Annotated in this window: 15 protein-coding genes; 11 read left to right on the top strand and 4 right to left on the bottom strand. The window is 67.7% G+C overall.

Annotated elements, in window-relative coordinates; all coding sequences use genetic code 11:
• Positions 1-834 precede the first annotated feature (834 nt).
• The 7 genes from EP7_RS00300 (at position 835) to EP7_RS00270 (ending at position 9,652) form a co-directional block, all read left to right on the top strand.
• Entirely contained in the window at positions 835-2,766 is a 1,932-nt protein-coding gene (locus EP7_RS00300; RefSeq protein ID WP_463525544.1) for a vWA domain-containing protein, read from the top strand.
• Positions 2,767-2,861: 95 nt separating this feature from the next.
• Positions 2,862-5,099 carry a vWA domain-containing protein gene (locus tag EP7_RS00295; RefSeq protein ID WP_463525543.1) on the top strand — a complete coding sequence of 746 codons (2,238 nt, stop codon included), beginning with the start codon at positions 2,862-2,864 and terminating at the stop codon, positions 5,097-5,099.
• 208 nt (positions 5,100-5,307) lie between these two features.
• Positions 5,308-5,799: a protein-tyrosine phosphatase family protein gene (locus tag EP7_RS00290; RefSeq protein ID WP_463525542.1), complete on the top strand. Its 492-nt coding sequence runs from the start codon at positions 5,308-5,310 to the stop codon at positions 5,797-5,799.
• Between the two features lie 788 nt (positions 5,800-6,587).
• The gene (locus EP7_RS00285; RefSeq protein ID WP_463525541.1) at positions 6,588-6,878 is read left to right on the top strand and encodes a hypothetical protein; all 291 of its coding nucleotides are present in this window, start codon (positions 6,588-6,590) and stop codon (positions 6,876-6,878) included.
• 127 nt (positions 6,879-7,005) lie between these two features.
• Positions 7,006-7,395, top strand: coding sequence for a hypothetical protein (locus EP7_RS00280; protein ID WP_463525540.1), 390 nt, complete (start codon positions 7,006-7,008; stop codon positions 7,393-7,395).
• Between the two features lie 267 nt (positions 7,396-7,662).
• Complete coding sequence (locus EP7_RS00275; protein WP_463525539.1) at positions 7,663-8,028, top strand: VOC family protein; 366 nt, start codon at positions 7,663-7,665, stop codon at positions 8,026-8,028.
• Between the two features lie 376 nt (positions 8,029-8,404).
• Positions 8,405-9,652, top strand: a complete 1,248-nt coding sequence (locus EP7_RS00270) for a hypothetical protein (protein WP_463525538.1) — start codon at positions 8,405-8,407, stop codon at positions 9,650-9,652.
• 326 nt (positions 9,653-9,978) lie between these two features.
• Here EP7_RS00270 and EP7_RS00265 read toward each other — a convergent pair whose 3' ends face one another.
• Positions 9,979-11,361, bottom strand: coding sequence for a DUF1501 domain-containing protein (locus EP7_RS00265; RefSeq protein WP_463525536.1), 1,383 nt, complete (start codon positions 11,359-11,361; stop codon positions 9,979-9,981).
• Between the two features lie 262 nt (positions 11,362-11,623).
• Here EP7_RS00265 and EP7_RS00260 point away from each other — a divergent pair, with 262 nt between their 5' ends.
• Positions 11,624-12,688 (top strand): linear amide C-N hydrolase, encoded by a 1,065-nt coding sequence (locus EP7_RS00260; RefSeq protein ID WP_463525535.1) that lies wholly within the window; start codon positions 11,624-11,626, stop codon positions 12,686-12,688.
• Here EP7_RS00260 and EP7_RS00255 read toward each other — a convergent pair.
• The 3 genes from EP7_RS00255 to EP7_RS00245 all read right to left on the bottom strand — a co-directional run bounded on the left by EP7_RS00255 (position 12,657) and on the right by EP7_RS00245 (position 15,450).
• Positions 12,657-13,256, bottom strand: a complete 600-nt coding sequence (locus EP7_RS00255) for a dihydrofolate reductase (RefSeq protein WP_463525534.1) — start codon at positions 13,254-13,256, stop codon at positions 12,657-12,659. The genes EP7_RS00260 and EP7_RS00255 overlap by 32 nt on opposite strands.
• A complete protein-coding gene (locus tag EP7_RS00250; RefSeq protein ID WP_463525533.1) occupies positions 13,253-14,089 on the bottom strand; it encodes a thymidylate synthase in 837 nt (278 codons plus the stop codon). The genes EP7_RS00255 and EP7_RS00250 overlap by 4 nt, the downstream gene beginning before the upstream one ends.
• 158 nt (positions 14,090-14,247) lie before the next feature.
• A complete protein-coding gene (locus EP7_RS00245; RefSeq protein ID WP_463525532.1) occupies positions 14,248-15,450 on the bottom strand; it encodes an alpha/beta hydrolase in 1,203 nt (400 codons plus the stop codon).
• Positions 15,451-15,641: 191 nt separating this feature from the next.
• On the opposite strand from EP7_RS00245, the gene EP7_RS00240 reads away from it, so the two are divergent.
• From EP7_RS00240 to EP7_RS00230, 3 genes are all read left to right on the top strand, one after another.
• A complete protein-coding gene (locus EP7_RS00240) occupies positions 15,642-17,492 on the top strand; it encodes a M2 family metallopeptidase (protein ID WP_463525531.1) in 1,851 nt (616 codons plus the stop codon).
• A 154-nt stretch (positions 17,493-17,646) separates the two neighbouring features.
• Positions 17,647-18,636 (top strand): zinc-dependent alcohol dehydrogenase family protein, encoded by a 990-nt coding sequence (locus tag EP7_RS00235; RefSeq protein WP_463525530.1) that lies wholly within the window; start codon positions 17,647-17,649, stop codon positions 18,634-18,636.
• 282 nt (positions 18,637-18,918) lie between these two features.
• Positions 18,919-20,406: a hypothetical protein gene (locus EP7_RS00230; RefSeq protein WP_463525529.1), complete on the top strand. Its 1,488-nt coding sequence runs from the start codon at positions 18,919-18,921 to the stop codon at positions 20,404-20,406.
• Positions 20,407-20,667 lie beyond the last annotated feature (261 nt).

Below are 20,667 nucleotides of genomic sequence, written 5' to 3'. Positions count from 1 at the left end.
CGCATCTCGCCGGTCCCTCCAACGACTCGGGGGGCATCCGGCCCCTTCCCGGCGTCTTCTTCCTGGTAAGTACAGGTTGAACTTGATCGTCATGATCATAGGAGTGTCGGCCCCGCGCCGTGCACAGCCGCGCGCGGTCCGGACCAACCCGATGATAGCCAAGAACTTAACCGGGTACAACGCGCGTTGCCCGCCGGGGGGAAACCTGTGCACGGCGCCGTCGCGCGGCCCGGCATTGGCCGCCGCGCCGCGGCGCACCGAGAGGCCCCGCCGGGCGCCGTCACCCATCTTTCCCCCGGGCTGCGCGATGGCGCGACGGGCTGTCGACAGGTTTTCCCCCGCCCGCCGTTCAGGGCGCGGCCCCGACGGGCGTCGAATGAAATTCGTGCAAAACCATGGGTGATAAGGACTTGGGCGAGTCCATCGCAGACAGTGATCGGGGCCGATTCGCCGTCCTGGGGCCCGGAATTCGAGCCGAACTGGCCCACGGCGAGCGTGAGAGGCCCCCCTCTCCGACGCCGCCCCGGCTGTCTCCGGCGTATTCGCCAGCCCGGACGAGGGGCGGGCCCGAGCCGGCAAGCCACCCGGGCAGGGGCGACAACTTGCGTACGGAAGCGAAGTGAATCTTCCGTTCGCTCTTTACGCTCGGAACGGTCGGTCGCCCAATCCGGTCCTGTCTCGCGGCTTTTCCTGCCGCTGAGGGCACGCATTGCCGGCGATCCGAACGTGGACTACGATTGGATGCACAATGCATGCGCCAGGTCGGGGCCGGATGAGTTGGGCGAGTCCGACCCGACGCGGATGCTGAGGCCATTCCGAAGGAGTCCCCGTATCGTGTCGACCGACGCAACTGATCGGCCGCGACGGTGGAGCTGGCCTGCGCGCCTGCGCCGGGGTACCTGGGACGTGCCGGCCTACGGGGTGAGCCTGGTCGTTCACATGGCGGCCCTGATGGCCTTGGCCCTGGTCGGGCTGGCGAGCGCCCCCGAGGGTTCCCGCGAGATGGCCGCGGAGCTCTACGAGGCGGCGACCGACCTTCCCGAGTTCGGCCAGGTCGAGGTGCAGGAGTTTAGCGACGAGCCCCTCGCCACGACCGAGGCGGCGTCCACGGGCCCGGTGCTCGGGGCCCTGCGGGTCGAGAGCCTGGCGGCCCCCTCGACGCGGGCCGAGGCGGCGGGCGGGTCGAAGCAGGCGGGGCCCGCGGACCTGGCCTCCGTCGACATCCAGCGGGCCGCCGACATCGTGATGCCGGCGGCGGCCAGGTTCGACCAGGTCGTCGCGATCCGGGGCAACGGCGCCGAGCACGTCGGCGACGTCGAGGGGGCCGTCGACCGGATCGCCATCGAGATCTCCAGGCGCCTGGAGAAGGGGCGCACGCTGGTCGTCTGGGCGTTCGACGCCTCGCGCAGCCTGCAGGCCGAGCGCGAGGGCCTGGCCAAGCACATCGGCCGGGTCTACGAGCACATCCGCGAGCTGGGGGGCAGCGAGGGCCGCGACCGTGACGGCGGGCTGCTCACCGCCGTCGTCGCCTTCGGCGAGCACACCAAGCCTCTAACCCCCGAGCCGACCGACGACCCGGGTCAGGTCGTCGAGGCCATCCGGTCGGTGCCGGCCGACCTGACGGGGACCGAGAACACGTTCACCGCCGTCGGCGAGATCATCGGCCGCTGGGGCAAGTACAAGGACTCCAAGAAGCACGCGTATCAGACGATCGTCATCGTGGTGACCGACGAGGTGGGCGACGACGAGGCGCGGCTCGAGGAGGCGATCGGCATGGCCGCGTCGGCCAAGGTGCCGGTGTATGTGCTGGGCTCCCCGGCGGTGTTCGGCCACGCGATCGGCTACATGGACTACCTCGACCCGGTGACCAAGCAGCAGTTCCGTAACCTCCCGGTGCGGCAGGGGCCCGAGAGCGCCGCGCTCGAGCAGATCAAGCTGCCGTTCTGGTACGGCGGGCCGCAGCACGACAACCTCGACGCGGGGTTCGGCCCGTACGCGCTATCGAGGCTGGCCGGCGCGACCGGGGGAATCTACTTCGTGACCCGGCTGGGGCCGGGGCGTGTGACGTTCAACCCCGACGGGATGCGCGAGTATCGCCCCGAGTGGGGGAGCCGCCAGCAGTATGAGTCGGGCGTGGTCAAGCACCCGATCCGCCAGGCGGCGATGTCCGCGGCCCTGATCACGCAGCAGCGCCTGCCAGGCCAACCCTCGCTGACCTTCCCGCCGGCCGACGACCCCGACTTCAAGGAGGCGATGGCCCAGAACCAGGAGCTCGCCGCCCGGACGATGTACACCGTCGACGAGGCCCTGGCGCCGATCACCGCGGCGGCCCGCCAGCGCGACCGCGAGACCTCGCGCCGCTGGCAGGCGCATTACGACCTGGCCCGGGGCCGGCTGTTGGCCATGAAGGTGCGTTGTGCCTCCTACAACGCCGCCTGCGCCCAGATGAAGAAGGAACCCAGGAAGTTCGCCAAGGAAGCGTCCAACGCCTGGCGGCTGGTGCCCACCCAGGAGCTGGACCTGGGCGAGAAGGCCAAGCTCGCCGCCGACGAGGCGACGACTCTGCTGAAACGGGTGGAGACCGACCATCCGGGCACCCCCTGGGCCCTGCTGGCTCAGCGCGAGCTGCGCGACCCATTCGGGTTCCGCTGGGAGGAGACGTACGTCCCCCCACGCCCTAGAATGGACGACCAGGCCGCGGCCAAGAAGCGGGCGATGCCCAAGAACGCCAAGGCGCCCGATCCCCCGCCGCCGCCCAAGCTCTAGCCGAAGGCCCTGGATGGCCCGATCTGCTACGATCAGTGCTCGACCCGATCCGATCCAAGACGATCTGAAACCGGTCCTGCCGGGGGTGAAGCGAAATGGCCACTCAGATGCCCGCACCTTCGCGCGACGACGCGCCAATGTCGACGGTCACCCCGGTCGACCTCGGCGGCAATTTGGGATCTGAGCTGGACCCTTCGATCGGTGTCGCCGCCGACGTTGACCGCTGGTCGGAACTGGCCCGGACCCAGGTCGACTCCTACGTCCGGCCGCAGGGGGATTTCACGTCGCCCTCCACGCCGACGACGGGAGCCGAGGCCGGCTCGATTCCCCCGGACTCCACCCCGGCAGGGCCCGCCCCGGCCGAGGCGGGCACGCCGCCGGACGAGCCCTCCGAGCCCGCCCCGGCGCAAGCCAAGACGGCCCGGACTCGGGTCCCCAGGCTCCTGGGCCGGGTCCGCAAGGAGAAGGCGCGCTGGGTCCTGCCGGCCTGGGGTGCTTCGGCGATTTTCCACACCGCGTTGCTGACCGCCCTGGCCGCGGTCTCGCTCAGCGAGTCGCCCAGGTCGGCGGTTCACGACCTGGAATCGGTGCTGGTCGCGGACGGTGAATCGGCCGACGAGTTGGTGAATATCTATGCGGACCAGGCGGCCACCCCCAGGGACCTGGCGACGGGAGACACCAGCTCGACGAGCGCGGGAATCGACACGGGCTATGGCCCCTCGGTGGGCACCGGCCAGCCGTCGGCCACGCCCAACCTCAGGGCGGGCGCGGCCGTGGGCGAGCGCACCAACCTGACGACGGTGAAGGTCGTGGCGCAGGTCTCGGGCCTGGCGAACTTGCCGCGGATGGCCGCCGTCGATCTGGCCGGCGGCGGGGGGCGGATCACCGGCGACGTGATGTTCCCCACGGGGGATGTCGGCGAGGCGCTCGACCAGATCGCCCGCGAGATCATCAGGCACCTGACCCAGCACAAGCTGACGGTCGTCTGGCTCTTCGACGAGTCGGAGAGCATGAAGGACGACCAGCAGGAGATCCGCAAGAAGTTCGACCGGATCTCGCGCGAGCTGAAGGACAACGTCGAGGGCGACAAGGCGGCGGCCGGCTACCTGACCCACGCCATCGTCGGCTTCGGCCGGGCGATCCACTACGAGCTGGCGAAGCCCACCTCGGACATCGACCAGATCGGCAAGGCCATCGACCACCTTCGGGTCGACGAGTCGGGCACCGAGAACACGATGCACGCGCTCCAGGACGTGATCGGCACTTATACGAAGCAGATGTCGAAGGACCGCAGGCTCCTGATCGTGCTGGTCACCGACGAGTCGGGCGACGACGGCGCGGCCGTCGAGGAGACCCGGTCGATGGCCATGGCCAAGGGGACGCCCATCTACGTGGTCGGCCGGCAGTCGCTCTTCGGCTACGACCGTGCCCACCTGCGCTACGTCGACCCGATCACCAAGGACGTCTACTGGCCGGCCATCCGCCGTGGGCCCGAGACCGCCGACGTCGAGCTGTTGCAGTGGGACGGGCTGCACGAGCGCTGGGACGAGCAACCGTCGGGCTTCGCCCCCTACGAGCTGGCCCGGCTGGCCAAGGACACCGGCGGCATCTACTTCCTGCTCCCCAGCGAGGAGAACATGCGCATCCGCCAGCGCGAGCGCGCCTACTCGATCTCGACGCTCAAGGAGTACGTGCCCGACTACGAGGGGCGGCAGGCTTACGACGCGCGCCGGGCGAAGTCGGACCTGCGGCGGTCGATGCACGAGATCATCCAGATCACCCGCCCGCTGACCGAGGGGGAGACGCTCATCCCGTTCCGCCGCCACTTCCCCATCGAGCCCCAGGCGATGATCGAGGCGGCCAACATCGCCGGCGCCAAGGCGACCGAAGAGCTGAACCTCGTGATCGGCCTGGAGACCCGGCTCCGCGCGCTCCAGAAGCTCCGCGACCGCGAGCCCGAGAAGCGCTGGCAGGCGCATTACGACCTGATGCTGGCGCAGCTCGTCGCCTATGAAATCAAGGCCTACGAATATCGGGCCTGCCTGCTGGAGATGGTCGCCAACCCCCCCGTGCCCAAGACGGCCCCTTCGTCCGAGCTGATCGTGGAGTGGGTGCTCGACCACTCACGCGACCGCAAGGCCCCCATCGACCTGACCCAGAAGGTCTACCTCGAGGCCGAGCGCCTCCTGAAGCAGGTCATCCAGCGCCACCCCAAAACCCCCTGGGCCGACCTCGCCCAGGACGAGCTGGACCGAGGCCTGGGCGTCCAGCGCAACGAGTGGCACCACAGCCCCCGCTACGAGGAACGCCTCCAGTTCGTCCCCAAATACTGAGCCCCGTGAGACGATGTCTCGGGGTCCGGCTCCGGTTGAGGCGTCCGGCAGTATGACATCGCCATCGTCCCGCTCGGGCCGGCCCCCGTCTACTTATCGCATCTCAGCCGGTCCCTGCGAGGGCGAGTTGATGGACGTCCGGCGGCGAGTCTTCCCGATCACGCGATCGCTTTGGCTCGGGCCATTTGCAAGCCCCATGAGGCGGCCGGTGCTCATCGCCTCGCACGTGACGCACATCCTCAACGTCGGCGAGGCCCCGAACGTCCTGTCGACCGAGGAAGGCCCGTTCCGTGAGGTCGCCTGGATTCCGATCAACGACCTGGAGCGCGTCCCCGATGAGTTGGCCGTCGCCTGCCTCGGCACGTTGCATCGCATGGCCTGTCAGCCCGAGTCCCGGGTCTACATCCATTGCATCGCCGGCCAGAACCGCTCACCGACGATCCTCTGGCTCTACCTGATCGCATGTGGCCTGCAAGCCGACCGAGTCAAAGCGATGATCGAGGCAGGCGCCTGCGACGCCATCCCGGGGCATAGCCGCCTGGTCGACAACGCCCTGATCGAAGTCGTCAGGCGGTTCGGTCGCAACTCGCTGCTCCCGCACCCGCGTCCCGAGGTACTGGAGCCGCTTCCCGCACCCGAACCCGGGGCGGCGTCGGGCCTCGGCCAAGGAGAGGGTTACTGTGGCTATCTGGCAGTTTGAGTGCTCCTTACTCCCGCGAGCCGAGCTAGTCGCTCGATTCGGCAGCTTGCCGGCAGTACTGACGGCGGAATTCGCCGACGACGACCAATGCTGGACGTCGCATCAGCCCCCACCGGGTTACGCGGCAGTGATCGAGGCATTCTCGCCGCCCTACCAGTCTTGGTCCGAGGATATCCTCATGTGGGGGAAGGAGAACGGAGATCGGGTGCATGTCATCTTGGAGAAAGGCCGAGTAGTTTGCATCGTTTGCAGGCTCGACCTCCGATCCTTCTCGCCCGCATTCGCTCGCGGCGTTCTTCGACTGGCGGGATTCTGTGGCTGCATGATGTGGGTACGGCCGAATCGGCTGTTCAAGCCGGAGTGGACGCAGTTAGTCGAAGCACTTCGAGCCTCCGACTCCATGCGGTTTGTAGCAGACCCGCGTGGCTTTCTGGAGCACTTGACGCCTGGACAAGGGCCAGAGTCGTAACGCGGATGACGGCGATCGACGGTTGGGTAAACGAGACGCAAAAGAGTAGACCGCGCTAAACAAATACCCGTTTTGCAGGTTCGTTGTGGCGAGCTAGCGTGAAGCGGTCCCTGTCTTATGGTAGGTCTAGCCGTGGCCCATCTTGCGAGACCGACATCTTTCTCCTGCCCTGCTGGCGGCATGTATCCGCCACGCTCGGCAACCGCTCGACGAATCCATCGGGAGCCTGCTCCGCTCGGGGTGCCAGGAAGTGTGGTCACCGCCATCATCCCGGTCGGGCCGGCCCCTTCTACTCGGCGACCGTCACGGGGTACTCCGCATGGGAGAGCGCAAGCGCGCCGAGCGATACCACGACGCAGTCCGCGAAATCCTGCTCCGCGAGTGGGACCCGATCGGTGTCCGCGACAAAGCTGACGCCCGAGACGAGTACGACAGCTACGTGCACCGGCTGAGCCTCATGATCGCTCGTGGAGAGCCCACGCATCGCATCGCCGAACGTCTCTGGAATATCGAGACGTCCGGGATGGGACTGAGGGGCGATCGGCGACGTGCCGAGTGGGTGGCCGATCGGCTCGCGGGGCTATGCGAGCGGTCCCGGACGGGCGAATGATCCCCGCGGACGCGGCCGATCCCGTCGACGATAGAGCCCATCAGAACGATCGCTTAGACCATGCCATTGCCTCGACCGCCGTCGAGCCAGGTGAACCACTGGAAAGGGGTGGGGATCGGGTGAGAAGATGGCGTCGGGGCTGGGTCTGTTGGGGTGTCTGGCAGGCTTGGTAATTGCCATCGTCCCGGCCGAGCCGGCACTCGTCTACTCGAAGCTCGCGAGGCGGCTCATGTCCGAGTGGCTGAGGTTACAACCCGAGGGCGGTTGGAAGGCGTTCGTACGTAGCGATGAATTGACCTCCTTCCTTTGGTCACGGCTCGGGACGCAATACTGGCACTATCTCAACCTCACCTCGACTACCTCGGTCTGGGAGCATAGAGGCGAGCCCGAGGGGATGGTGGTCGTCGACTACTCGGGCGAGGGGGTTGAGGACCTGCGAGTGTGTGGGTTGGCCTTGGAGGAGGTGACGTCGGAGTTAGCCACGACGTTCGGCTTGAACTCCATCGAGAACGCGTAAGTTCACGTCGCATTGGACCGTGACGAGGGTTCACTCCTCGAGCCATGCCCCGAGGACGAGGAGGGCGAGCCTCGGGGCAGAGCGGTGGTCAAGGGCGGCGAGCCAGGTGAAGCACTGGCACGGGGCGGGTGTTGGATGCGAGAATGTCGCCGGGGTACGGCTGTGCTCGGGGTGTTAGGTTGGTGTTGGTCATCGCCATCGTCCCGGTCGGGCCGGCCCCCGTCCACCCGTCCTCATCGGGCGGAAACGAATAACCGGAGGCGGCCGATGCCGGAGCGCGAGCTGACTTTCCGACCGAAGGCGCTGACGGTCGCCTGCTCAGACCTGGATCGCTCCCGACGCTTCTACGAGGGTGTCCTGGGGGCCTCCCCTGACCCCCGTGACGGTTATGGCTGTCCGTGGTATCGGCTCGGGGACTGGTCCATCACCCTGATGCCGAACGCGGCCGAGCGAAGTCCGTCATCGTTCCCGGACCATGCCATGACGATCCTTTGGCTGGAGGTCGATGACCTGGAGGCCGCAGAGCGGCTCTTCGCCCGAGATCAGGTCGAGGTGGTCCAGCCGTCGGACGGTCAATTCATGATGATCGCTGACCCGGATGGCCTGATGATCGAGGTGTGGCAGGCCGAATGAATGAAGTCCCCGAAAATGCAATTGCCAGGCAAGAATGCCGATTTGAGGAGGAGGTTCCGTGAGTTCTTCCCAGAGGCTCGTGACCTCGACACAGACAACCGAATTAGAGGCCTCGGCCGCCCTCCCTCGAGTTGGATACTTGATTTTGGCGAACCTCCTAAGCCCGAATGCGGGCGAGATTCAGCCGAGCTAGAAGATTCGATCGGAATTATTTTCCCATTTTGTCCATTTTCTACGAACGATACGTCCCGATTAAGGGATAGTATTTGAGAGAGGCCTGAAACTCGCGCGATGTCGCGCGGGCCGGCCCGCTTCGCCGACGGCGGCGAAACTCTCGCACAACTCGGATTCCGCACCCAGGAAGCGACGCAGCACCATGGGCAAGCTCGAAATCAGCCAGCGTCGGATCGACGCCAATCGCCGCAATGCCATGCGCAGCACCGGGCCGAAGACCGAGGAGGGCAAGGCCCAGTCTCGGCGGAATAGCCTGATTCATGGGCTGGCCGGCAACGGCGTGGTCGTTCCCGAGAACGAGGCGCAGGCGGCTCGCGAGCTGGGCGAGCAACTGGTTTCGTCGCTGCGGCCGATGAATGCGTTCGAGATGGGGCTGGTCGAGACGATCGCCATCGAAGGGGTGCGGATCGACCGGTGCCGGATCGAGGAGCGGCTGGTGCGGGATGTTCGCGCCCGCAGGGCCGGGGCTTGCTGGCTGGATGAACGCAAGGCCGAGGCGGCGAAGCTGGGGAAGACTCTGGCGGGTTGTCCGGACGAGGTGGCGTCGCGGTTGTCGACGACTTCGGCGGGCTGCGAATGGCTGGGGGTTCGCTGGCGGGCTTTGGGGAAAGTGCTGGAGAAGAAGGGGTTTTGGACGGACGAGCAGAAATCTTTGGCCCTCGATCTGATGGGGGTCTCGGCCGAGGTTCGGGAGATGGACAGCCCGCTCGATGCTCCCGAGGGGATCGATGCGGCGGCCTATCTCCGCGAGCTTGTCGAGTCTGAGTTGGAGAGTCTGGCGATGCGTCAGGAGGAGTCGCTGGACGCGATTGATGATGACCTCCGCGAGGCCACTTCACTGGGCCTGATCGCGGTTGACGACCCGACGCTCGTGCTGCTGCGTCGGTACGAGACGGCCAGCTTCAGGCGTCAGCGTTGGGCCCTGGACATGCTGCGCAAGGGACGTCAGAAGCCCGCGCCCGCTCCGGTGATGACCCACGACTACGTCGAGCGGCCCCGCCCGGATTTCTCCGTCTGGGGTGCTCCCGATCCGGTCCCGTACGGCGATGATCCCTCGCCGCGCCCCGATCCCGGCTCGCCGACACCCGAGCCCGATCGGGCCGAGACTCGCGGCGAGCATGGGCATCCGGCCGTACCCGCTCCGACCGCCGCCGGCCCTGTGAACCGCCCGGAACGAAGCCAAAACGGCGGCCACGGTTCGTTTGCGGAACGAAGCCATCTCGCGGGTCGGCTGAGGCGTCTGGCCCGGTCGCTCGGCGCCCGGAATACGGTCGTCCGGCCCGCCAAGCCTGATTTTCGGCCGGGTCGAAGGCTGACTCGGCCCGTCAAGACGACGGTTCGTCCCGCGTGTGGCGCGGTCCTTCGCCTGATTGCCTTGCCTGCGGCCTGAAATTGAAGCGGGTTTGCCGGGAAATGTCCTCGGTCTTTGACAATTCGGACGAAACGGGCGAGATGCGATCTGGCCGCTGCGGCTGTACGCCTGGAGCGGGTCCCGGTCGACCGTATCACGCCGGAAAAGGGGGACAGGCCCCTGCGCTTCTCTGCGGAGCCAGTCCCCTTTTCCTCAACCGCGCCGGGCTAGCGGGAACTGCTCTGACGACTTTTGATTTGGATGGGGGGGTGTCGGGCCTGGGCGGACCATCAATGTCGCCCTATTCATGCTTCGCACATGCATGGCATCCGAGGTCCGAGGTGGCTGGGTTTTGCCACCTGGCCTCAGGCGAGGATGGACGTGATGGGCTGGCCGTTGGGCACGACGGTCAGGGGGCGCTGCATCTGGTCGTGCAGCTCGAGGTCGGCGGGGATGCCCAGGCAGCGATAGATGGTGGCGATGATCTCGGCGGGGGTGACGGGATCGGTCTGGGGGTGGCCGCCGATCTTGTCGCTGGCGCCGTGGACGTGGCCCGCCTTGATGCCGCCTCCAGCCATGAACAGGCTGTAGCCGAAGTTCCAGTGGTCGCGGCCCGCGCCCGGGTTGATCTTGGGGCTGCGGCCGAACTCGCCCATGACGACGACGAGGGTCCGCTCGAACATCCCTCGGGCGATCAGGTCCTCGATCAGGCTGGAGACGGCCGCGTCGAGCTGGGGGAGGAGCCTGGTTTTGAGGGCCTCGAAGTTCTGGCCGTGAGTGTCCCAGGTGGCGTTGGCGTCGGGGGCCCACGAGATGTTGACGACCCGGGTGCCGGCCTCGATGAGGCGGCGGGCGAGCAGGACGCTCTGGCCGTAGATGTTGCGGCCGTAGCGGTCGCGGGCACGCGGGTCCTCGCGGTCGATCCGGAAGGCGCTCTGGGCGGCCGGCGAGGTGAGCAGGTCGAAGGCACGCCCCTGGAACCGGTCGAGGTCGCCCAGCCTCCGGTCGCGTGTCATGCCTCGGGGCAGGCCGCCCAGCTCGGCCTCGAGCCGCCTGCGGGCGTCGAACCGGCCGGGGTTCACGCCCTCGGGAGGCGCCATCTCGGGCATGGCGAAGTCGGCCGCGCCCGGGTCCTTCAGCACGAAGAGGGGGTCGTACGAACGGCCGAGCCAGCCGCCGAAGAAGCCAGGCTGGGGCGGGCCGCCGGCCCCCTCGGCCGTGATGTAGGGCATCGACACATAAGGAACAACCGACGACTTGGGGGGCCGGCAGAACCCGACCACCGAGCCGATCGCCGGGTTGTCCGTCGGCTGGGCCCGGCCGCCGACCTCGCCCCGGTCGTGGCCGGTGAGGCTGGTGTAGACGGCCGCCCCGTGCGAGTTGTTCACCCCGTGGTGCGCCGACCGGATGAGCGTCCCGTGGTGCAGCAGGCCCGAGAACCTGGGCAGGTGCTCGCAGACGGTGATGCCCGGCAGCTTGGTGGCGATGGGCTTGAACTCGCCGCGGATCTCCGCGGGCGCGTTCGGCTTCATGTCCCACATGTCCAGGTGGCTGGGCCCGCCATCCAGGAAGATGAGGATGCACGAGTCGGCCGTGGGCGTCAGGCTCGCCAGCGAGGGCGTGTTGGCCTCGTCGGCCCGCAGCAATTGCGGCAGGCCCAGGCCCAGCACGCCGCTCGCGCCGATCTCGACCATCTCGCGCCGGGTGATCCGTCGGGGGCCCCGACAAGGGCTGGGTGGGATGGCCATCGTATGCCGACTCGCAGGCGCCGCGTGTCAAAGGTCCAACAAGTTTCCAGCATATCGGAGAGGTGCCTTCGGCGATAGGGATCCCTCGGACGCGAGCGTTCGGAGGGGAAAGCGGCGAACGATCTCGGAACGAGGTCCTAAGCTCCAGGGGGGCTTACTCGGGCTTGCGTCCGGGGATGCCAGGCGTCGACGAGAGTGGACGGGCCGGGCAGGGGGGATGGCCCGTCTTCCCCGCACGGCCCCAGGATTCGAGGGTTCTTCCATGAGCAAGATGAAGAGACGTACCTGCGTCGCGATGCTGGCCGCCGTGTCGATCCTGGCCTCGGCCGGCGTCGCCCTGCCTTGCTCGCGGGTCTTGTGGAGCGGCGGCGGGCGGGGGGTCTACGTCGGGCGCAACATGGACTGGATGGAGGACATGAAGAGCAACCTCTGGGTGCTGCCCAGGGGGATGGCCCGCGACGGCCTGGCGGCCGTCAATCCGCTGCGCTGGCGGAGCAAGTATGGCAGCCTGGTGATCACCGGGTACGACAGCGTCTCGGCGGACGGCCTGAATGAGAAGGGCCTGGCGGCGCACATGCTTTACCTGGCCGAGACGAAGGTCGGCCCGCGCGACGAGGCGACGCCCGGCCTGGCCATCAGCATGTGGCTCCAGTATTACCTGGACCAGTTCGGCAGCGTGGCCGAGGCGGTGGCCGCGACCGAGTCGAAGCCGTTCCAGCTCCTGATGGTCACCGAGCCGTCCAGCAAGCAGGCCGGCGCGGTCCACATCGCCCTGGACGACAGCTCGGGCGACTCGGCCATCTTCGAGTGCATCGACGGCCAGATCCGGGTCTATCACGACCGCAACGCCCTGGTGATGACCAATGAGCCCGCCTTCGACAAGCAGGAGGCTAACCTCCGGCAGTATAAGGGGTTCGGCGGAGACAAGCCGCTGCCCGGCACCGACGAGCCGGCCGACCGCTTCGTCCGGGCCGCCTACTACGTGAAGCACCTGCCCGCTGCCGCCGACGAGCGCGAGTCGATCGCCGCGCTGTTGAGCGTGATGCGCAACGTCTCGGCCCCGTTCGGCGTCACCGACCCCGCCCGGCCCAACGTCTCGGCCACCCAGTGGAGGGCCGTCACCAACCTGACCGGCGGCGTGCTCTACTACGACAGCGTCACGAATCCAGGCGTCTTCTGGGTCAACATGAAAGCATTCGATTTCGACGAGAGCGCGCCCGTGACCAAGCTCCAGGTCGCCGGCGTCGAGGACCTGGGCGGCGACGTCTCGTCCCGGTTCAAGCCCACCGAGATGTTCAAGTTCGTCGCGCCGACGCGGGCGGATTGACGAGCCCGTCCGGCGAGTGCCCGCCTTCCAGCCACGACCGGAGGTCGAACCCGCCGCCCGCCGGCTCGCCGCGCAGCCGCTCCAGCGCGACGAATCGGTGAGGGTGGGGGTTGCGGTCGTCGGCCTCGCACTCTTCCCGGTCGACGGCCCGCCAGGACAGGGCGGAGGTGGCCTCGACCGGGAAGTGGACGTCCCCGCGGAACGAGCCGTCGACGACCGTCAGCAGCAGCCGATCCCAGAGGTCGACGGTCTCGGCATAGACCGCACCGCCGCCGATGACCATCGCCTCGACGGCGCCCGAGTCCTTGGCGATCGACAGGGCCTCCTCGATCGAACCGGCGACCCGGCAGCCTTCGGCCTGCAACGCGACCTGACGCGTGAGGACGAGATTCAGGCGGCCGGGCAGGGGCCTGCCCAGGGACTCGAACGTGCGGCGTCCCATAAGGATCGGCTTGCCAATGGTGAGCGAGCGGAACCGCCGGAGGTCGCGGGGCAGGTGCCAGGGGATGGCCACGCCGTCGCCGATCAGGCCGGCGCGGTCCATCGCGGCGATGGCCGAGACGATCATATGGCCACCTCGCCCGAGAGCCTCGGGTGCGACGTGTAGCCCTCGACCCGGAACTGGTCGGGATTCAGGTTCGACAGGCTCGTCACCGAGTCGTCGATCACGAGCCTGGGCAGCGGATGGGGCTCCCTGGATAGCTGGCGCTCGACCTGATCGAAGTGGTTCTCATAGATGTGGGCGTCGCCGAACGAGTGGATGAACTCGTGCGCCTCCAGGCCGCTGATCCTGGCGAGCAAGTGGGTCAGCAGGGCGTAGCTGGCGATGTTCCAGGGGACGCCCAGGAAGAGGTCGGCCGAGCGCTGGTAGAGGTGGCACGACAGCCGCCCCCGCTTCAGGTTGAACTGGCAGAGGGTGTGGCAGCCCGACGGCCCCTTGATCTTGGGCAAGGCGGCGGGGTTCCAAGCGGTCAGGATCAGGCGCCTGGCGGCCGACGCGGTGGGGTCGGCCTTGACCTGCTCGATCCCCTTCAGGAGCTCGGCGACCTGGTCGACATGCCGGCCGTCGTCGCCCTCCCAGTCGCGCCATTGCTTGCCGTAGATCGGCCCGAGGTCGCCGTTGGCGTCGGCCCACTGGTCCCAGATCTTCACGTTGTTCTCGCGCAAGTACGCGAGATTCGTGGAGCCGCTGAGGAACCAGAGCACCTCGACGGCCACCTGGCGGAAAGGCATTGCCTTGGTGGTGACCAGCGGGAAGCCGTCGGCCAGGTTGTACCGGTTCTGGTAGCCGAAGACGCTTCGAGTCCTGGGCTTGGTGCCCGTGCTCTGGAGCACGGCCCGCGAGCCGGTCTCCTCGCCTTGCTCCATGACGTGCCGCAGGAGGTCCAGATATTGCTGCATGGCGTGTGGCCCTGAGATCCGTCTCGGACGCGCCGCCCGTTCGTTGAACGACCTTCCATTGAAGATCGGCAGTCCGCCCGTGTCGGCTTTCCTCTTCATGATGACGAACAGGACGGAGATGCGCGGTCTGTCTCGCCCCTGGATCAGGGAGTCCCGGGCTACGGGGCCTTCTTGGTCGCGGGCTCGGCGGCTTTCTTCGCCGGGTCGGCGGCCTTCTTGGTCGCGGGGGCCGGGGTGTCGGACTTGGTGACGGCGAAGACGTCGTCGTAGGCGACGGGGTCCAGGTTGTACCTCGGCTCCCAGTCCTCGGTCTTGAACTTGATCGTGTCGTCCAGGAACTTGACGACGGCGGCGGCGGCCTTGGGCTCCAGCCAGAGCATGCGGTGGCCGTGCAGCGAGGTGGGGTAGATCTCGACCTTGTTGACGCGCGAACGCTCGATCACGGGGCGGCTTGCGGTCAGGGCGGTCATCGTCCCCGCGTCGCGCTCGCCGGCCTGCACCAGCAGCGGCAGGCGGGGGGCGATCGAGGCGATGGGCGGGCCGAAGCGGAGTCCCTGGCTGGCGTCGTCTCCCATGGGAGAGAGCAGCACCAGGGCGCCCAGGTCGGAGGTCCTGCCCTCGTTGGAGACGGCACCCCCGGCGGAGGCCGCCCAGGTGGCCGCGAGGTTGGCCCCCTCGCCGACGGCGACTACACCCAGTCGCGACAGGTTCAGCTCGCCGTGGTTGTGGCGGTCGAGCAGGAACAGGTAGGCCGACTGGAGGTCCTCGACCATGGCCCGCCACTCGCGGGCGTTGACGTCGCGGCGAGGGTTGGCCCCGTGCCCGCGCAGGTCGAGCGTCAGCACGGCGTACTCCTCGGCCTGGAGCGCCTGGGCCAGCCCCTTCCGCTTGAGGTCGGCGATGGGTTCGTTGAAGTCCTTGGCCGACCGGCCGCGCTCGTGGATGAGCAGGACGACCGGCGCGGAGGTCCCCTTCTTGGAGGGGTAATAGTTGGCGGCCAGCGGCTTGTTGTCGGCGCCGTTGAGCTTCAGGGCGTAGTGCATCGACCCGGCGTCGTCCGCGTCGTCGGCCTTGTTGAAGGGGTTGGCCGCCCGCTGGCCGGGGGCGTCCGCCTTGGGCGGGGCGACCGGCGCGGGGACCGTCCGCCGCCGCGCCCTGGAACCGGCGCGACCCCTGGGTGCCTTGGCCTTGCCCTTGTCCGGTGCTTTGTCGGCCGGGGCGGGATCCTGGGCCGGGGCCGGGTCCTGGGCCAGAGCGGGGTCGGCGCCCGGGCCGATGCCGATGCCGAGCCCGGCGGTGGTCAGCGCGACGGCGACGACCACGCCGCAAGTCCAGGCCGTTGTGCCGCGTCGGTCAGCCATCGCAAGTCTCCCCAGTGTTGACGCAAGCCCGGCCGCGGGAACGCTCTTCGCCGCCGCATCCCGGTCCGCCTATCTTACAGATCGCCGGCGGCGCCCGGCAAGCGCGCGGCCCTTGACCGCGGGGCGTTACCCCTTCAAGCTGACGTCACAACTGGCCGCAGACGGAATTTCTGGCCCGGGAGACCCCGCCGATGATGCCGACCGACGGCGACCGACGCGCGTTCTTGAAGCAAGCACTGGCCGCGGCCTCGGCCGGACCTCTGGTGCTGGGGCTCGGGCCCGCGGCCGAGGGGGCCGCCGCCACGCCGGCCGAGGCCGAGGCACGCGCCTTCCTGGCCGACTATGAGCGCAACTGGCTGCCGCTGGACACCGCCAGTTCCGAGGCCGCCTGGAATGCCGCGACCGACGTCTCCGAGGCGCACACCGCCGAGCAGGTGGCCCGCGCCCAGGCCGTCAATGAATACGTCGGCTCCCGCGAGGTCATCAACGCCGTGACCCGGCTGCTCGGCCGCAAGGCCGAGCTCGACGACCGGACGGTCAGGCAGCTGGAGAAGGTCCGCCTGCGCGCCGCCGAGTCGCCCGCGACGGTGGCCGACGTGGTGAAGGCCCGCACCGAGGCCGAGGCCAGGCAGTCGGCCACGCAGGACGGATATGCGTACACGCTGAAGCGTCCCGGCAAGCCCGACGAGCATCCCACCGCCAATGACATCGACCGCGTCCTGATCAATTCCCGCGACCTGGACGAGCGCCGGGCCTACTGGGAAGCGTCCAAAGAGATTGGCGCCCCCTTGCGCGATGGCCTCCTGCGGCTCCGCGAGCTGCGCAACGGCGTGGCCAGGGCCCTCGGGTTCGACTCCTTCTTCGCGCTCCAGGTGGCCGACTACGGCCTGACCGTCCCCGAGATGATCGCGCTCTGCGACGGGTTCGTCGCCGACACCAAGCCGCTCTATCAGCAGGTCCACACCTGGGGCAAGCACACCCTGGCGGCCCGATACGGCGTGGACGCCCCCGACGGCCCGATCCCTGCGCACTGGCTCACCAATCGCTGGGGCCAGAACTGGCCGGGCCTGGTCGAGGGCGTCGACCTGGACGGCCCGTTCCGCGATAAGCCGAAGGAGTTCATCACCGAGCAGGCCGAGCAATTCTATGTGTCCCTGGGCTTCCCCAAGCTCCCCGCCTCGTTCTACGCGAAGAGCGACCTGTACCCGGCCGACCCCAAGACCGGCCGGAAGAAGAACAGCCACGCGTCGGCCTGGCACGTCAACCTCCAGGACGACGTGCGGAGCCTGATGAGCATCGAGCCCGACAGCCGCTGGTTCACCACGGCGCATCATGAGCTCGGGCACATTTACTACTACATCAGCTACAGCACTCCGCAGGTCCCGCTCCTGCTGCGCGGCGGCGCCAACCGGGCCTTCCACGAGGGGATCGGCGACCTGATCGGCCTCGCCGCCGGCCAGGAGCCCTACCTGAAGCAGGTCAACCTGCTGCCGCCGGAGGCCGCGAAGGCCGACCCGGCGAGCTGGCTGATGGACACGGCCCTCGACGGCGCCTCGGTCGTCTTCATGCCCTTCGCCGCCGGCGTGATGACCCGCTTCGAACGCGACTTCTACGAGGGGACCATCGGCGACGACGGCCTGAACGCCGCATGGTGGGCCCTGGTCCGCAACAAGCAGGGGATCATCCCCCCCGGGCCCCGGCCCGAGACCACCTGCGACGCGTCGACCAAGACCCATATCAACGACGACCCCGCGCAATATTATGACTACGCGATGGGCACCGTCATCAAGTTCCAGCTCCACGACCACATCGCCCGCGAGATCCTCAAGCAGGACCCGCGCAAGTGCAACTACTACGGCGACAAGCGGGTGGGCAAGTTCCTCCGCGACATCCTGGCCCTGGGCGCCACCCGCGACTGGAACGCCGTCCTCCGCGAGTCCACCGGCCAAGGGCTGAGCGCCAAGCCCCTGGTCGCCTACTTCGAGCCCCTGGCCGCCTGGCTGGCGGAGAAGAACAAGGGGCGCAAGATCGGCTGGGATTGATCGAGCCCGGTTCCCCCGGCGGCGGCCTGGTCCGGGTCGCCGCCGGCTGGGATTGCTCCCTCGCCCATGACCGGCCCGGCGCCGACGCATTGCCCGCCTCGCTAGAATCGCCGCAAGGCGTCAACCTTCGAGTCCCAGGCGAGAGGAACCCTTCATGGCACGCGTCGTACGATTTCATCAGACCGGCGGCCCCGAAGTCCTCAAGATCGAGGATCTCGAGGTTCGGCCCCCCGGCAAGGGCGAGGTCCAGATCAACGTCAAGGCGCTGGGCCTGAACCGCGCCGAGGCGATGTTCCGCAGAGGCCAGTACCTGGAAGATCCCAAGCTCCCCGCGCGACTGGGCTACGAGGCGGCGGGGACCGTCGCCGCAGTCGGGCCCGGCGTCCAGGGATTTGCGGTCGGCGACGCCGTCAGCACCATCCCCAGCTTTTCCCTGAACACCTACGGGCTCTACGCCGAGTTGGCGAACGCGCCTGTCCACGCGGTGGTCCATCATCCCGCGTCGCTGTCCTGGTCCGAAGCGGCGTCCGTCTGGATGCAGTACCTGACCGCCTACGGGGCGCTCATCGACATCGCCGGGCTGACCAAGGGCGATGCCGTCGTGATCCCGGCGGCCTCCAGCAGCGTGGGCCTCGCTGCGATCCAGATCGCCAACAAGGTCGGTGCCACCCCCATCGCCCTGACTCGCGGCCAATCGAAGCGGCAAGCCCTGCTCGACGCCGGGGCGGCCCACGTCATCGCCTCCGACGAGCAGGACCTGGTCAAGGAAATCCGCGGGATCACCGGAGGCAAGGGCGCCAGGGTCATCTTCGACCCGGTCGGCGGTCCGACCTTCGAGAAGCTCGTCCAGGCCACGGCCAAACTGGGCACGCTCTTCCTCTACGGGGCACTCAGCACCGAGCCCACCCCGCTCCCCTTATTCGGCGTGCTGAGCAACTGGCTCACGATCCGTGGTTATGTGCTGATGGAAATCACGGGCGATCCGCAACGTCTGGAGCGGGGCAAGGCCTTCGTCAACGAAGGGCTGGCCGACGGCAGCTTCAAGCCGATCATCGCCAAGACGTTCCCGCTCGACGAGATTGTCGAGGCCCACCGCTACATGGAGTCGAACCAGCAGGTCGGCAAGATCGTGGTGACGGTCTAGCCGCAATGCTCCTAAGTTAAGGAGTTCGACCCCGACTTCGGCCAAGCTCGAACGAGTTGATGCAGGGTTGGGGATCACTCGCCAGAGTCTGTACCGTCACGTCGGCCCGGACAGCACGATTCGGGCCGACGGGCGAACGTTACTGCGAACCAAGGGAGCTTGAGCGGCAGCCCGATGTCGACGAGCGTGACGAACGAGGCCGTGAACCTCGATCGTCCAGTCTTAGTCTGTGACTTCGGCAGAAGTCTCATCGTTCGGACGACGGGCCGGGAGGTTGACGCAATGGCCAAACAGCGACCCGACCTCTCCCTCGAGCGCGAGGGGCGTCCGTTGAAGGTCTGGCTCCAGGATCTGGTTGCCGAGGAGGCGCCGACACGTCGCGCGGCGGGCGATGCCCTCCAGGCGATGATGTACGGAGTTCCGAGCGTCCATACCGACCTGGCCGAGGTTGAATGGGGCTCGTTCGAAACACTCCATCAACAACCGGAACGCTTCAAGGACGCGGTCCGGTCCGCCGTGGAGTCGCCGGGGTTCGCCGCCCACGATTTCGTCTCCAAGCTGATCCTTTATCGAACGGCGCTGAGGGATGACTGGCAACGGCGCGTCGACAAGGCTTGCGAGGAAGACAACGCTCCGAACGCCTATCAGGATCGCCTCCTCCAGCGGCTCCAGGCCGCCGACGGAGACATCGAGCGCACCGAAGCCGCCCGCCGCTACATGAGGTGGGTCTGTGCGAGCATGGACCGCAACTTGAATCGAGGTGACGTTTACGCCGGAGCGGAGGCGATGGCCACGCCGGGGGTGATGGCGGCGATCGTGTTCGACTCGCTCGACGTGTCCCTCCTGGCCGACCGGTCGGGGTTGTACGCGATGCTCGGCGACAAGGACATGCGTCGTGATGCAGCCCGCGCCCTGGCACGGATCGGCCCCCCGGGAGTCAACTTCGCCGCGGTTTTCTTCGAGGAACTCGACGCGGAGAATCTCACCCACTTTTTCGAGGAGGGGGCACGGGCTCTCGGCTCAATCGGCCGCGACAACGCGGACGTGATTGACGGGCTGCTGGGGCGTCTACGGTCGGGACCTTTCGCCGTTCGCTCGGGCGCGGCCGCGGCTCTATTCCACTCCGGGCCGTCGCTGGCCGGTCGGCTTGAGATTGCGCTTGACCTGTTGCTCGAGGCGACTCAAACGCCGGGACTCGTGTGTGCCGCAATCCCGGCACTGGCCTCGGTCGGCCGCGACAGCGAGATGGCCCTCCGCCGCGTTCTGGAAGTCTCCGAGCCGCGTACTTCCCGGTTGCGGAGCGCCAGGGGTTTCCCCGACCAGAGCTACGACGAGGTGATGGCGGAGCGAGGGGCCGCGATCGACTCACTCCACCATTTCAAGCGGTTCGCCGACCGGGCTGTGCCTGCGCTGGTTGATGCCCTCGACACCTTCCAGGAATACGACCCCGACTGGGGTTACGAAGGCGAGCATGGGAGGGTTTGCGCCGCGCTCATGCCCTTCGGCCCGCTAGCCGCCCTGGCAGTTCCCAGACTCGTTCAACTCCTGGAAGAATGGCTGACTCGGCCCGAAACCGACCGCGAGTGGCCCAAGGATGTCATCCAGTTACTCGCCTCCTTCGGTCCTCCCGCCGCCGAAGCACTGCCATTGTTGGAGCAACTCCGGTCGACGCAGGTCGACAACGACGAACCAGTTTCTCCCGAACTCGACCCCGATGAGCCCCTCGATCGGGCGATCGTCATACTCCGACGGGTGACGGGAAAATCCTGACGAAGCTCACTCCTTGAGCGGGGCTTGGCAAGGAACGTCGACCGCGAAACGGTTTGGTCCCATCCCCTTTCTTTCCCCCGAGGGCCAATGCCCTTATTGCCCACGAGGCCGATTCACTGAACAGCTCTTCTTCACTTGAGAGCATTGGGTTTAGCCTGAATTGGGTTGCGGAGGTCGCCAGCGAACCGGGTTGTCCGGTGCGGCGGCCTCCGCAACTTAGGCCTTGAATCATGGTTATGGCTCATCTTGAAGCTTAATATT

The organism is Isosphaeraceae bacterium EP7, from assembly GCA_038400315.1.
Lineage (GTDB): Bacteria > Planctomycetota > Planctomycetia > Isosphaerales > Isosphaeraceae > EP7.
This window is presented reverse-complemented; position numbering and strand designations above follow the sequence as displayed.